Genomic DNA, 13,921 nt, shown 5'->3' with positions numbered 1-13,921 from the left:
AACAGCATCTTGGGTCCCCGCCTTCGCGGGGAGCCAAGATGCTTGATAATCACCGAGCCACGCCCAGATCGCCCGAGCTGAAGCCCTTGTCGCCCGACGGCAGGTCGGAATGACGGGCGAACTCGATGCGGGCAATCGCGCGGGCGTGAACTTCGTCCGGACCATCTGCCAGACGCAAGGTGCGCTGGTGGGCATAGGCCTCGGCAAGGCCGAAGTCTTCCGAAACGCCGCCGCCGCCGTGGGCCTGAATCGCATCGTCGATGATCCGGAGCGCCATGTTCGGAGCCTGCACCTTGATCATCGCGATCTCCAGCGCGGCCGACTTGTTCCCGACCTTGTCCATCATGTCCGCCGCCTTCAGGCAGAGCAGGCGGGTCATTTCGATGTCGATGCGCGCCTGCGCGATGCGCCATTCCCAGATCGACTGGTCGGCCACGCGCTTGCCGAACGCGATACGCGATTGCAGGCGCTTGGCCATCTTTGCGATTGCTTCCTCGGCCACGCCGATGGTGCGCATGCAGTGGTGGATGCGGCCCGGTCCGAGGCGACCCTGCGCGATCTCGAACCCGCGCCCTTCGCCCAGCAGGATGTTGGAGGCGGGCACGCGCACATTGTTCATCACCACTTCCATGTGGCCGTGCGGCGCATCGTCATAGCCGAATACCGGGAGGTGACGGACAATCTCGACGCCCGGCGCGTCCAGTTCCATCAGCACCATTGACTGCTGCTGGTGGCGCTTCGCCTCGAAATCGGTCTTGCCCATGACGATGGCGATCTTGCAGCGCGGATCGCCCACGCCCGATGACCACCACTTGCGCCCGTTGATCACATACTCGTCGCCTTCACGGCGGATCGAGGTCTCGATGTTGGTTGCGTCCGAGGAGGCAACCGCTGGTTCCGTCATCAGGAAGGCCGAGCGGATCTCGCCATTCATCAGCGGGCGCAGCCAGCGCTCCTTCTGCTCCAGCGTGCCGTAACGGTGGAACACTTCCATGTTGCCGGTATCGGGTGCTGAGCAGTTGAACACTTCGCTCGCCCAGCCGATGCGGCCCATTTCCTCGGCGCAGAGCGCGTATTCGAGGTTGGTCAGGCCCGGACCTTCGAACTCGAACGTGTCCTCGACGTGATGATGCCCGCCATTGCGCGGCGGCATGAACAGGTTCCAGATTCCGGCAGCCTTGGCCTTGGCCTTTTCCTGCTCGACCGTCTGCAGAACCTTCCACCGATCACCCGATGCCTGTTCGGCCTTGTAGTCCTTGTGGCGCGGGCGGACGTTGTCTTCGATGAACTGGCGGACGCGGTCACGCCAGTACTTCTGGCGGTCGGTCGGTTCGAAATCCATGGGCCTCTCCTTGCTTGCCCGGCACTGTTCAACGGGCAGACGGTGAATTCAAGCGGAAATTAAGCGATCGGTTAAGTCATGTCGTTGATCGAGGTCATTTCGGCGCATCACGGATGCAATCCCGCGGCGTCGGGATCGACCTTGGCGACCTGATCGAGTCTCGCCAGACGGGCCTGATGCGTGGCCCTGTCGATCGGGAAACGCCGCACGACGAATGCCGTAAGCCCTGCCAGCACGGCAATGCTCGCGACGTAGGCGAGACTCAGGCGATAGGTCACTTCGGGCGCGACGGCATCGGGAGCGGTGTTGGGCTCGAGTCCTGCAAAGCTCAGCAGCAGGCCCGTGCAGAACACGCCAAGCCCGCCCGCACATTTCGAGGCAAGAAACGCGCCCGCCGACAACGTCCCTTCCGATCGCCGACCGGTCTGCTCTTCCGATGCCTCGACCACGTCGGCCACCATCGACCACAGCGTCATCGTTCCAGTGACGGTGAATGTGTTCGACAGCAGCGTGCAGGCAAACATGCCGGCGAGCGATGTGGTGCTTCCATCCGGTGCCCACAGGCCCAGCCAGCGCAGCAGCAACGGCCCCGCCCAGAACACCATGCCAAGCGGTGCCATCCGCATCACCGTCCCTGCCTTGCCCCAGCGCAGTTGCGCACGGCCCACCAGCAACGATGCGCCGACGACGCTGGCGAACAGCAGGAACGGGAAGGCCTGCAGTGCAGTCGACGTAAACTTCCAGACGTAGAGATAGAGGTAGTTCGACAGCGCGAAAGTCAGCCCCTGTGCGGTAAGCGCTGCCGCAATCCCGGCCATTACGATCAGGCAGGCAGTATGCGAGAAGCTCTCGCGAATCTCTCCCAGAGAGGCGAAGGCGCTCTTGCCCGTCGACGCCCGCTCCGGTGGCCACCCCGCGACCGCGCGATGCTGGCCTATGGCCGAAACCAGCACACAAGTGACCATCAGCCCCGCACCGAACAGCCCGAAGTTGCGATACCCTTCACGCGCCAGCATTGCGTTGGGCAGGAACACGCCATAGGCCAGCAGCAGCATCAGCAGTCCGCCACCCCACGAAAACAGAAATCGGAAGCGGGTGAGGCGGGTGCGTTCGTCGTAATCGCGGCTGATTTCCGCCACCAGCGCGGCCGAAGGCACCTCGCACATCGCCACGAGAGCGCGGACCATGATTGCCGAGAACAGCAGCATCAAGAAGCTCGGCTCGCCAATCGGCGACCACAAAAACACCCATGCCAGCGCCAGCGGGATCGGCGCGATGTAGAGAAACGGCAGTCGTCGCCCCCACGCCGTCCGCGTCCGGTCGCTGAAATGGCCGACGATGGGGTCGATCAGCCCGTCGAATACCAAGGCGATGAGCAGCGCAAGGCTGACCAGCCGGGCATCCATGCCCAGCACCTGATTGTAGAACAGCAGCAGGAACGTCGCGAAGCCGTTGTCCTTCACGCCATAGGCCACGCTGCCCAGGCCATTGGCAAGGGCGAGGCGGGTCGGAACCTTGCCCTGTATCGGGATCATGAAACCTTGCCGCTCTGCGCCATCTGCTCAAGCGCATCGAACAGGCCCGGCATGTTCGGGTCCCAGCTGTGGCGCGGTCCGATGGTGATGCCACCATCGACGATCAGCGAAGTGCCGTTGACGAAGCCTGCTGCCTCGCTGGCAAGGAACAGCACCGCCTGCGCGATGTCGTCTGCCTGTCCGCCCCGCGCCACGGGTTGCGCTTGGCTCGACATTGCGGCGATTGCATCCTTGGCCTGCGCTTCCAGTTTTGCAGGCATGTCCAACGACGCGGTGAAGATGTTCGTATTGATGAAGCCCGGCTGCACCGCGTTCACGCGGATCTGGTGCTTGGCGAGGTCCGCCGCCGCCACTTTGGTCAGGTGCAGCACGCCGGCCTTCGCCACGGCATAGGCGGTCGGTGAATATCCCGGCCCCACGGCGGCGACGCTCGAGGTGTTGACGAACGAGGCACCCTTGCGCCCGATCATGTGCGGCACGGCATAGCGGATGCCGAAGGCGACCGAGCGGAGCAGCAGATCCATCGTGCGGTCCCAGCCTTCAGGCTCGATCTCGTCGATGGGCGTACGATCGCCGCCTGCACCAGCGTTGTTGAACACGCAGTCGATCCCGCCGGTCTCGGCCGCCGCCCGGTCCATCAGTGCCTTGATGTCCTCGCAGCGGGTGACGTCGCAATGTGCCGTCACGACCTTGCCGTTCGATGCCGCTGCCGTTTCGGCGAGGCCCGATTCGTCGATGTCGGCAGCATAGACCGTGGCGCCCTCGGCTGCGAAGGCGATGGTCGTGGCCCGCCCGATTCCCGATGCTGCCCCGGTCACGACGACCGTCTTTCCGTTGAACCGCATGCCTCTCTCCAGCGCATTTTTCGTTGTTTTACGTTTACGTCAGCTTAGGCGCGAAAGACCTCGCGTCAATGCTGCTGCACTTGACGCTACGGCATGCTGGACTTGCCCCAAAGCGCAGGAAAGCGGCCGAAAATCCGCCCTTGCCATCGCCTCGCGACTCGCCTTAACCTTCCGATTAAGAGAGGAGCACAACCATGTCAGACCTTGATGCTTTCCGCAGCGAAATCCGCGCGTGGCTCGAAGAGAATTGCCCTGCCGAAATGCGTGAGCCCGTCCGCGATGAGGGCGATGTCTGCTGGGGCGGACGCAACTTCCAGTTCAAGAACGAAGCGCAGAAGACCTGGATGGATCGCTGCGCCGCCAAGGGCTATACCGTGCCCGATTGGCCCGAGGCCTATGGTGGCGCGGGCATGTCTCCGGCTCAGGCCAAGATCTGGCGCGAGGAGCTCGCACGCATCGGCGCCCGCCCACCGCTTTCCAGCTTCGGCATCTGGATGCTCGGTCCCGCACTGCTGAAGTTCGGCACCGAAGAGCAGAAGGTCCACTACCTCAATCAGATCGCCCGCGGCGAAATCCGCTGGTGCCAGGGCTATTCGGAACCCGGCTCGGGTTCCGACCTCGTGTCCCTGCAGACCTTCGGTGAAGACAAGGGCGATCACTGGGTCGTCAACGGCCAGAAGATCTGGACCTCCTATGCCGACAAGGCCGACTGGATCTTCTGCCTCGTCCGCACCGACAAGGCCAACAAGTACCAGGGCATCAGCTTCTTGCTGTTCGACATGACCACCCCGGGCGTTACGACCAAGCCGATCAAGCTGATAAGCGGCAACTCGCCGTTCTGCGAAACCTTCTTCGACAACGTCGTCGTGCCGAAGAACCAGATCGTTGGCGAACTCAACCGTGGCTGGGACGTCGCCAAGTACCTCCTCGGCCATGAGCGCGAGATGATCTCGGGCGCGGGCGGTGGCGATCGCCTCAATGCCATCGGTGCAGTCGTGGCGCGAAATGGCCTCGAAGACCCGATCCTGCGCGCAGACCTCGCCATGTTCGATGTCGATGCCCTGGCCTATGCCTGCATGGGCGAAAAGTTCCTCGACGAAGCCAAGGTCGGCAAGGCCCATCCCGCCCAGCCCAACATGATGAAGTATGCAGGCACCGAACTGAACAAGCGCCGCCACGAACTGCTGATGTCGGCAGGCGGAGCGACCGCGCTGGAGTGGGACAGCGAGCGCACCAACGGCGGAACGCCCGCCCGTTCGTGGCTTCGCACAAAGGCCAACTCGATCGAAGGCGGCACCAGCGAAGTCATGCTCAACGTCGTCGCCAAACGCATTCTCGAACTGCCGGGAGCCTGATCCATGCCCCTGTACCATACCGAAGATCAGGCCATGCTGGCCGAGAGCGTCACCGGCTTCATGGCCGACGAAGGTGGCATCAAGAAGCAGTTGCGCCACTATCGCGACATCAACTGCCAGGATGGCTTCGGCCATGCCCTGTGGAAGCAGTTCGCCGAGATGGGCCTCACCGGCATGCTCGCGGCCGAGGCCGATGGCGGGCTGGCCATGGGACATGTCGAGGCGGGCATCGTTCTGCGAGAGATTGGTCGCAACCTCACCCCGTCACCGTTCCTCACCACCTCGGTCATGGGCGTCACCGCGCTTGCCGGTGGCTCCGAGGACCTGCGCGGACGCTGGCTGCCGGGGGTGATCGCGGGGGACAGCGTGCTCGCTGTCGCCATCGACGAAGGCCCGAAGCACCGTCCCGAGCGCATTGCCTGCAAGGCGGAGAAGGCCGGCAACGGCTTCCGCCTTCAGGGCCGCAAGGCTTTCGTGGTGCAGGGCGCGTCTGCCGACGCGATCATCGTCGCGGCCCGCACTTCGGGCAGCGACACCGACAATGACGGCATCACGCTCTTCGCAGTGCCCAAGGATGCGGCGGGCATTTCCCACGAGAACCTGCGTCTGGTCGACAGCGCGATGGCCAGCAACGTCACCTTCGACAATGTCGAACTCGACGGCGATTGCGTGATCGGCGAGGTCGATGGCGGGCGCGAACTGCTCAACAAGGTCCTGCGCGCAGGCCGCATCGGCGCTGCCGCCGAGCTGACCGGCGTCGGGCAGGGCGCTTTCGATATCACGACCGCCTACCTCAAGACCCGCAAGCAGTTCGGCCAGTTGATCGGCGAGTTCCAGGGGCTCCAGCACCGCGCCGCGCATCTCTATTCCGAACTCGAAATCGCCGAAGCCGCCGTGATCAAGGCGCAGCAGCTTCTCGATGGCAATTCGGAACGCGCCGATCTGATGATCTCTGTCGCCAAGGCCAAGGCCGCCAAGGCGTGCAACCTCTCGGTCCGTGAAGGCGTGCAGATGCATGGCGGCGTCGGCATGACCGATGAATACGACATCGGCCTCTACATGAAGCGCGACCGTTCGCTGGCCGAGTTCATGGGCGACCAGTACTATCACGCGGAGCGTGTCGCCCAACTCAGCGGGTATTGATCAGACGAAGCGCGTGATGCTTCGACAAGCTCAGCATGAGCGGGTTTTGGTTTTGCACCAGATCCGCTCGTCCTGAGCCTGTCGAAGGACGATTACACAACGGTCGCATAGATGGCCGGAAGGGAACGGACCAATGGATTTCAGCAAGCTCTTCAGCCTCGAAGGCCGCGTCGCGGTCGTCACCGGCGGTTCGCGTGGTATCGGCGAGATGATCGCCGAAGGTTTCATTGCCGCCGGGTGCAAGCGCGTTTACATCACCGCGCGCAAGGTCGCCGTTGTCGAGGAAACCGCAGCACGCCTTGGCGAACGATGCATTGCCATTGCCGGTGACATTTCCAACGTCGCCGGGATCGAACAGCTTGCAGCTGACCTTGCCGCGCGCGAGGAAAAGATCGACATCCTCGTCAACAATGCAGGCGCCGCCTGGGGCGCCGATTTCGAGGACTTCCCCGAAGTGGGCTGGGACAAGGTCATGGACCTCAACGTCAAGACCCCGTTCTTCCTGACCCAGAAGCTGCACGGCCTGCTCAAGGCGGCTGCCAGCAAGGAACAGCCCGCCAAGGTGATCAACATCGCCTCGGTGGATGGCCTACGCCTCAACCCCTGGGAAACCTACAGCTACCAGGCGTCCAAGGCTGCCGTCATCCAGCTGACCAAGCGCATGGCGGCCCGTCTCGTGCGCGACAACATCGTCGCCAGCTGCATCTGCCCCGGCGCTTTCCCCTCGGAAATGAACAAGGCTGCGGCCAAGAACCCCGAAGCGTCGTCGCGGGGCATCCCTTCGAAGCGCGTGGGCACGATCGAGGACATGGCTGGCGGCGCAATCTTCCTCGCCAGCCGCGCGGGCGACTACGTCGTCGGAACGCCGCTCCCCATCGATGGCGGTATCGTAAACGCATGGGTTCCGGAGAACGCCATCGATCCAAGCGGGCACTGACACCTATGCCCCGCACCGTTCGCACGCTGGTGGAAGGTCTGACGTTTGGCGAAGGGCCGCGCTGGCGGGCGGACGACCGGGGCGGGCGGCTGTGGTTCTCGGATTTCTTCTCGCAGTCCATCCGGTCTGTCGGGATGGGTGGAGACGTTACCATCGAGCTTGAGCTGGACGATCAGCCATCGGGTCTCGGTTGGATGCCCGATGGCTCATTCCTGTTCGTTGCGATGAACAGCCGCGAAGTGCGCCGTCTCTGGCCGGACGGAACTGTCGCCATTCACGCCGATCTATCGGGCGTTGCCAGACACCCGTGCAATGACATGGTCGTCGACGCCCATGGCGGTGCATGGGTCGGCAATTTCGGCGTGGACTTTGCCGAACTCATGCAGCGATCATTTGCCGACGTTGCGGCAGATCCGCCGCTGGCTGACCTCGCCCGCGTTAGGCCGGATGGCAGTGTCAGCGTCGCTGCGAGGGGCATGGCCTTCGCCAACGGCAGCGTGATCACGCCCGATGGCCAGACACTGATCGTTGCTGAATCCCTTGGCCGCAGGCTGACCGCCTTCGACATCGGGCTGGATGGTCGCCTGTCGAATCGCAGGACATGGGCGGAAACCCCCTTGTGCTCACCCGATGGCATTGCCCTCGATGCAGAAGGCGCGGTCTGGTTCGCGAATGCCTTTGCCGGTGAATGCGTGCGCATCGCTGAGGGCGGGGAAGTGCTGGAAGTGGTCGAGACAGGCAACCGCAATTGCTACGCCTGCATGCTTGGCGGGCCGGAGGGACGCCACCTGTTCATGCTGGTTGCGGACACTGTCGAACCCGGCGCGGGTGTACTTCCCAGCGGAGCAATCCTGTTAACGGAAGTGGACATGCCCCACGCGGGCCTACCCTGAAGTCCACCCCTGAAGCCCGATCAGCCCCGCATCAACCCGCGCACGAAATCGATAAGCCCCGTCTGTCGCGTCCGCTTCATGCGCTCGGCGGCAAGAATCTCGCGCACCTTTTCGAAGCAGCTGGCCACGTCGTCGTTGATGACCACGTAATCATAGCCATCCCAGTGGCTGATCTCGGCCTGCGCGCGGGCCATCCGGGCGTCGATCACTTCAGGGCTGTCGGTCCCGCGCCCGGTCAGGCGGCGGTGCAGTTCCTCGAGGCTGGGCGGCAGGATGAACACGCGCACCACGTCGGCCTGCGCCTTCTGATAGAGTTGCTGCGTGCCCTGCCAGTCGATGTCGAACAGGACGTCGCCGCCCGATTTCAGCCGGTCGCGGATGTGGGCCTTGGGCGTGCCGTAGCAATTCCCGAATACCACGGCCCATTCATAGAATTCGTTGGCCTCGACCATTCGGTCGAACTCGGCCTTGTCGACGAAGTAGTAGTCCTTCCCTTCGACTTCGCCCGGACGCATCGGCCGGGTCGTGACAGAAACCGATGCCGCGATCTCGTCATCCTCGGCCAGCAGCTTGCGCGCGATCGTGGTCTTTCCAGCGCCCGATGGCGAGGAAAGGATGAACATCAGGCCCCGGCGGTGCAGGGTATCGTCGTCGTGGGACTCGTGAACCATGTGCGCTAGTGGCGCATCGGTTCCCGCGCGGTCAAGTGGGGAAGGCTTCGCTCAGGCTTTCTTGCTGCGCTCGGCCTGTTCGTCGACCGCCACTTCGCCGGCGGCCTCGGCCTTGCGGCTGCGCCGACGATCGTAGAGCGTCTTGGCGAGAAGTCCGCCGCCGACCACGATGGCGCCGGGAACCGAACGCGTCGCTACCCGGGCGATGGCCGTGCCGACCAGAGTCTGCAACATCGAGCGACCCTTGATGATCCGCCCGGCCTTTTTCGAGCCAAGCTTCGACCCGATCAGCCCCTTCTCGACACCCCTGCGCAGCAGCGCGCCGCCAGTGCGCAGCGCGACGTCGGCGAGAATCAGGTTGGTCATCGGATTGGGGCTTGGCGCGGGCACCTTATCGGCAGCTCGCTTTGCTGCCACCACAAGTTTTCTGCCCTTGCCTGCCATGCCCTTGCCTTTTGTAAGCGGGGCGCGGAGCCCCTTACTTCTTCTTGCCGAAATCGACAGTGACGACATTCGAGCCGTCCTCGTTCCGCTCAACAGCCGGCTTGTCGACTTGTTCCGGCGAATCGTTCTCTGCAGGCTCTACCGGCTCGGCCTCGTCATCGACCACGGCCTGGAACTGCAGCCCGAAATCGACTGCTGGATCGACGAAGGCGGTGATTGCCGAGAACGGAATCACCAGCGTTGACGGGATCTGGTTGAACGAAAGACCGACGCTGAAAAGGTCTTCCTCGACCTTGAGGTCCCAGAACTTGTTCTGGAGGACGATCGTCATCTCGTCCGGAAACCGCTCGCGCAGGCGCTGCGGGATGTCCACGCCCGGAGCGCCGGTCTTGAAGGTGATGTAGAAGTGGTGCGTACCCGGCAGCATGCCGCCGCCGGCTGCTACCTGGCCCAGCACTCTGCCAACCACGGCGCGCAGGGCCTCCTGCACGATTTCGTCGTAGGGTATCAGGCTGTCAGGTGCATCGCTCATGGCGTCACAACTGACTGCACGCGCCGTTCGGGTCAAGTGGGGACGGTGATTGATTCTAAACAGGAGCGGCGTATAGGCGCTTGCCATGCGCACCGGATCGATCACGCGAAAGACCGAGGAGACCGACATTGCCGTGTCGGTGAACCTCGATGGCACCGGCACCTACAAGGTGGAAACGGGCATCGGCTTCCTCGATCACATGATCGAGCAGTTCAGCCGGCACTCGCTGATTGACATAGAATGCCGCGTGAAGGGCGACCTGCACGTCGACCAGCACCACACCACCGAAGACAGCGCCATCGCGCTGGGGCAAGCCATCGCGCAGGCACTGGGCGACAAGATGGGCATCACCCGCTACGGCCACACCTACTCGCCGATGGACGAAGCGCTGAGCCGCGTGGCGCTCGACATCTCGGGCCGCCCGGTGCTGGTCTGGAAGGCCGCCTTCACCCAGCCGCGCCTTGGCGAGATGGACACCGAGTTGTTCGAACACTGGTTCGCCTCGATCAGCCAAGCCGCCGGGATCACGCTGCACATCGAAAGCCTCTACGGCTCGAACAACCACCACATCATCGAGGGCATCTACAAGGGCTTTGCCCGCGCGATGCGGCAGGCGATCGCCATCGACCCGCGCAAGGCTGATGCGGTGCCCTCCACCAAGGGCATCCTCGGTGGCTGATACCCTCGCGCTGGTCGATTACGGCGCGGGCAATCTCCGCTCTGTCGCCAATGCGCTGAAAGCTGCCGGCGCCGAAGGCGTGGTCGTCACCGCCGATCCCAGCGTCGTACGCGCGGCCGACCGTATCGTCCTGCCCGGCGTCGGCGCCTTCCGCGCCTGCATCGGTGCGCTCTCTGCCGTCCCCGGCCTGGTCGAAGCCATGGAAGAGCGTGTGCTGGTGGGCGGAGCCCCGTTCCTCGGCATCTGCGTCGGCATGCAGCTTCTTGCAGATCGTGGCATCGAATTCGGCACGACCGATGGCCTTGGCTGGATCGGCGGCGAAGTCCGCGTGATCGAACCGGCCGACCCTTCGATCAAGGTCCCGCACATGGGCTGGAACGACGTGGCACCCATGCCGCACAAGGGCGCGGCGGAACTGCTCGAACCGGGCGAGGCCTATTTCCTCCACTCCTACCACTTCGTCCCCGAAGAGGGTGCGCACGTGGCAGCGATGAGCGATCATGGCGGCGGCATTGTCGCAGCAGTGGCGCGCGACAATATTCTGGGCGTCCAGTTCCACCCGGAAAAGAGCCAGTCCTACGGCCTCGCGCTCCTTTCCCGCTTCCTCGAATGGAAGCCCTGACGCGATAGGTTGGGGAACGCTATGCTCTCGCGAGGCCTTACCTTCACTTGAAGGAGCCTCGCCTGCATGACCCAGTTTCCGTTCGACCGCCTCGTCTTCACACCCTTCATGGTCGATCTCGAGCGCTCGCCGCTCCGGGGTCACTTCGGTGCCGAAACCTTCGTGCTGGGGACCTTCAATCCCGGCCTGACCGTCCTGCCCAACGGCAACCTGCTCTTCATGGTTCGCGTTGCCGAGGCGCTGCGCCATCCCATCCGCGACGGCAAGGTCCACGCAATCCGCTGGCATGACGGCGGATACGTACTCGATGGCTGGCCGCTGGAACTGGTCGATACCTCGGACCCGCGCAAGTTCCTGCTCCACGGCGGCGGGTGGAAGATCATGGCGCTCACCTCGCTGTCATGGCTGCTCCCGGTGGAAATGACGCCCGACGGCCTCGAAGTTGTCGCGGTCCATTACGACAGGGCCATCGCCCCGCAAGGCACCTACCAGTGCTACGGCATCGAGGATGCCCGCATCTCCCGCATGGGCGAGGGCGCCTATCTGATGACCACCTGCTCGGTCAGCCCCGAACGCCATTCGACCACGCTCTACACCTCCGCCAACGGGCTCGACTGGAAGTTCGAGGGCCTCGTCCTCGATCACCAGAACAAGGATATGCTGATCTTCGAAGGCCTCGTCCACGGTGAGTACTGGGCCCAGACCCGGCCCTTGGGCGATCTGTACTTCGCCTATCCCCCCGGCAGCGACTGGCGCTCCGGCCCCTCGATCAACCTCGCGACTTCCCCCGACGCCCTCCACTGGAAGCCGCACCTTGAGCCCGGCATCCGGCCCCACGCCGGTACCGCTGCCACGGCCCGCATGGGTGGCGGCACCCCGCCGATCCTCACCGAGATCGACGGCCAGCGCGTATGGCTCACCCTGTGGCACGGCGTCGAGCCCAAGGAGATGGTCGGCATCTACCGCACCTACTGGTCCCTGCTCGACGCGGATCAGCCGTGGAAGACCATCGGCGGCAGCCACACGCCCCTGCTCGAACCCGACGCCGAGCTGACCCGCCCGCTCGAAGACCTGCTCTACTTGCGCGACGTGGTGTTCACCACCGGCATCGCCGAACTCGAAGATCGCTACATCGTCGCCTCGGGCGAGGCCGATCTTGCCTGCCGCGTCACGCATGTGCCGAAGGAAGCCTTCCGTTCCGGCTAAAGCGCTGCTAGGCGCGCGCTCCATGATCGTCTTTCCTGCCATTGACCTGAAAGCTGGCCAGGTCGTTCGCCTCGCCGAAGGAGACATGGACCGCGCCACGGTCTACGGCGACAACCCCGCCCATCAGGCGAGCCTGTTCGCGCAAGCCGGATCGCAGTACCTTCACGTCGTCGATCTCGATGGCTCCTTCGCGGGCCGGGCCGAGAACCGCGAGGCGGTGGAAGGCATCCTCAAGGCCTTCGACGGCCACGTGCAACTCGGCGGCGGTATCCGCACGCGCGATGCGGTCTCGGGCTGGTTCGACCTCGGCGTCAGCCGCGTCGTCATGGGCACAGCTGCGCTCAAGGACCCGCAGTTCGTCAAGGACATGGCCAAGGAATTCCCCGGCGGCATCGTTGTTGCGGTTGACGCGCGTGACGGCATGGTCGCCACCGAAGGCTGGGCCGACGTGTCCGACGTCTCGGTCGTCGATCTCGCCCGCCGCTTCGAGGACGCAGGCGTCGCCAGCCTGCTCTTCACCGACATCGGCCGCGACGGTCTGCTCAAGGGCGTCAACCTCGATGCCACGGTCGAACTTGCCCGCCGCGTCGACATCCCCGTGATCGCCAGCGGCGGCGTCAAGGGTATCGACGATATCCGCATGCTCAAGATCCACGAGGCAGACGGCATCGAAGGCGTCATCACCGGCCGCGCGCTGTTCGAAGGCAAGCTTGATCTTGCGGCTGCCATTGCGATGGCTGAGGCTTAAGGTCTTGCTCTCTCCCCTACAGGGGAGAGATACGAAGGCTTGTCAGCTTGCTGACTAGCCGAGTTTGAGAGGGGTATCTTGCGCCAGCCCCTCTCCCAACCCTCTCCCCTGAAGGTGAGAGGGCTTACGAAGGATTGAGCCATGACCGTCCGCGTCCGCGTCATCCCCTGCCTTGATGTCCGCGATGGCCGCGTGGTCAAGGGCGTCAACTTCGTCGACCTGCGCGATGCAGGCGATCCGGTCGAGCAGGCGCGCGCCTATGACAAGGCCGGAGCCGACGAACTCTGCTTCCTCGACATTTCCGCCAGCCACGAAGGCCGCGGCACCCTCCTCGATGTCGTCGCGCGCACCGCCGAAGTCTGCTTCATGCCGCTGACCGTCGGCGGCGGGGTGAGGGCGGTTGAGGATGCCCGCGCGCTCCTGCTCGCCGGGGCCGACAAGGTTGCGGTCAATTCGGCCGCCGTCGCCCGCCCCGAACTGGTCCGCGATATTGCCGAGAAGTTCGGCGCGCAATGCGTGGTCGGCTCGGTTGATGCGCGGCGCACGGGGCCGGGCAAGTGGGAGATATTCACCCACGGCGGACGCAAGGCGACCGGCATCGATGCCCTGGCCCATGCGGTAAACCTTGCCACGCTAGGCGCGGGCGAACTGCTCGTCACCTCGATGGACGGTGACGGCACGCAAAAGGGCTACGACCTCGAGCTGACCCGCGCGATTGCCGATGCGGTCCCGGTGCCGGTGATCGCCAGCGGCGGCGTCGGATCGCTCGATCACCTTGTCGAGGGCGTGACCCAAGGCCATGCCAGCGCAGTGCTTGCGGCCTCGATCTTCCACTTCGGCACGCACTCGATTGCAGAAGCCCATGCCGCGCTTCGGGCCGCTGGACTGCCCGCACGGGGCTGAGTCCCGAGATGGGTCATTAACCAACTGATATAAGGGATTTTACCGAATCGCGCGGTCTGGCATTAG

General features: G+C 64.1%; 15 protein-coding genes. 9 read left to right on the top strand and 6 right to left on the bottom strand.

Annotated elements, in window-relative coordinates:
• Nucleotides 1-49: 49 nt before the first annotated feature.
• The 3 genes from ACZ1JX_RS10600 to ACZ1JX_RS10590 form a co-directional block, all read right to left on the bottom strand.
• On the bottom strand, nt 50-1,342 hold the full coding sequence (locus ACZ1JX_RS10600) for an acyl-CoA dehydrogenase family protein (RefSeq protein ID WP_465123525.1): 1,293 nt from the start codon (nt 1,340-1,342) through the stop codon (nt 50-52).
• Nucleotides 1,343-1,449: 107 nt separating this feature from the next.
• Nucleotides 1,450-2,877, bottom strand: coding sequence for an MFS transporter (locus tag ACZ1JX_RS10595; RefSeq protein WP_465123524.1), 1,428 nt, complete (start codon nt 2,875-2,877; stop codon nt 1,450-1,452).
• Entirely contained in the window at nt 2,874-3,722 is an 849-nt protein-coding gene (locus ACZ1JX_RS10590; protein WP_465123523.1) for an SDR family NAD(P)-dependent oxidoreductase, read from the bottom strand. Before ACZ1JX_RS10590 ends, ACZ1JX_RS10595 begins: the two co-directional genes overlap by 4 nt.
• A 194-nt stretch (nt 3,723-3,916) precedes the next feature.
• On the opposite strand from ACZ1JX_RS10590, the gene ACZ1JX_RS10585 reads away from it, so the two are divergent.
• The 4 genes from ACZ1JX_RS10585 to ACZ1JX_RS10570 all read left to right on the top strand — a co-directional run bounded on the left by ACZ1JX_RS10585 (nt 3,917) and on the right by ACZ1JX_RS10570 (nt 8,050).
• Nucleotides 3,917-5,077, top strand: coding sequence for an acyl-CoA dehydrogenase family protein (locus ACZ1JX_RS10585; protein WP_465123522.1), 1,161 nt, complete (start codon nt 3,917-3,919; stop codon nt 5,075-5,077).
• A 3-nt stretch (nt 5,078-5,080) separates the two neighbouring features.
• Nucleotides 5,081-6,220 (top strand): acyl-CoA dehydrogenase family protein, encoded by a 1,140-nt coding sequence (locus tag ACZ1JX_RS10580; RefSeq protein WP_465123521.1) that lies wholly within the window; start codon nt 5,081-5,083, stop codon nt 6,218-6,220.
• A gap of 133 nt (nt 6,221-6,353) precedes the next feature.
• A complete protein-coding gene (locus tag ACZ1JX_RS10575) occupies nt 6,354-7,157 on the top strand; it encodes an SDR family oxidoreductase (RefSeq protein WP_465123520.1) in 804 nt (267 codons plus the stop codon).
• 5 nt (nt 7,158-7,162) lie between these two features.
• Nucleotides 7,163-8,050 (top strand): SMP-30/gluconolactonase/LRE family protein, encoded by an 888-nt coding sequence (locus tag ACZ1JX_RS10570; protein WP_465123519.1) that lies wholly within the window; start codon nt 7,163-7,165, stop codon nt 8,048-8,050.
• Between the two features lie 20 nt (nt 8,051-8,070).
• On the opposite strand, the gene gmk is transcribed toward ACZ1JX_RS10570, so the two are convergent.
• The 3 genes from gmk to ACZ1JX_RS10555 all read right to left on the bottom strand — a co-directional run bounded on the left by gmk (nt 8,071) and on the right by ACZ1JX_RS10555 (nt 9,697).
• Nucleotides 8,071-8,721, bottom strand: coding sequence for a guanylate kinase (gmk, locus tag ACZ1JX_RS10565; protein ID WP_465123518.1), 651 nt, complete (start codon nt 8,719-8,721; stop codon nt 8,071-8,073).
• Nucleotides 8,722-8,772: 51 nt separating this feature from the next.
• The gene (locus tag ACZ1JX_RS10560; RefSeq protein WP_465123517.1) at nt 8,773-9,087 is read right to left on the bottom strand and encodes a hypothetical protein; all 315 of its coding nucleotides are present in this window, start codon (nt 9,085-9,087) and stop codon (nt 8,773-8,775) included.
• Between the two features lie 112 nt (nt 9,088-9,199).
• Nucleotides 9,200-9,697 (bottom strand): SspB family protein, encoded by a 498-nt coding sequence (locus ACZ1JX_RS10555; RefSeq protein ID WP_465123516.1) that lies wholly within the window; start codon nt 9,695-9,697, stop codon nt 9,200-9,202.
• Between the two features lie 85 nt (nt 9,698-9,782).
• Between ACZ1JX_RS10555 and hisB the strand changes: the two genes are divergently transcribed.
• The 5 genes from hisB to hisF all read left to right on the top strand — a co-directional run bounded on the left by hisB (nt 9,783) and on the right by hisF (nt 13,855).
• A complete protein-coding gene (hisB, locus tag ACZ1JX_RS10550; protein WP_465123515.1) occupies nt 9,783-10,376 on the top strand; it encodes an imidazoleglycerol-phosphate dehydratase HisB in 594 nt (197 codons plus the stop codon).
• Complete coding sequence (hisH, locus tag ACZ1JX_RS10545; protein WP_465123514.1) at nt 10,369-10,998, top strand: imidazole glycerol phosphate synthase subunit HisH; 630 nt, start codon at nt 10,369-10,371, stop codon at nt 10,996-10,998. Before hisB ends, hisH begins: the two co-directional genes overlap by 8 nt.
• Nucleotides 10,999-11,064: 66 nt before the next feature.
• Entirely contained in the window at nt 11,065-12,204 is a 1,140-nt protein-coding gene (locus tag ACZ1JX_RS10540; RefSeq protein WP_465123513.1) for a glycoside hydrolase family 130 protein, read from the top strand.
• A gap of 22 nt (nt 12,205-12,226) precedes the next feature.
• The gene (gene hisA / locus ACZ1JX_RS10535) at nt 12,227-12,952 is read left to right on the top strand and encodes a 1-(5-phosphoribosyl)-5-[(5-phosphoribosylamino)methylideneamino]imidazole-4-carboxamide isomerase (protein WP_465123512.1); all 726 of its coding nucleotides are present in this window, start codon (nt 12,227-12,229) and stop codon (nt 12,950-12,952) included.
• A 141-nt stretch (nt 12,953-13,093) separates the two neighbouring features.
• Entirely contained in the window at nt 13,094-13,855 is a 762-nt protein-coding gene (gene hisF / locus ACZ1JX_RS10530) for an imidazole glycerol phosphate synthase subunit HisF (RefSeq protein ID WP_465123511.1), read from the top strand.
• Nucleotides 13,856-13,921: the final 66 nt, after the last annotated feature.

The organism is Novosphingobium sp. BL-A-41-Hi4A-0G (genome assembly GCF_055521735.1).
The sequence above is the reverse complement of the archived record's forward strand: the minus strand, read 5'-3'. Positions and strand labels throughout refer to the sequence as shown.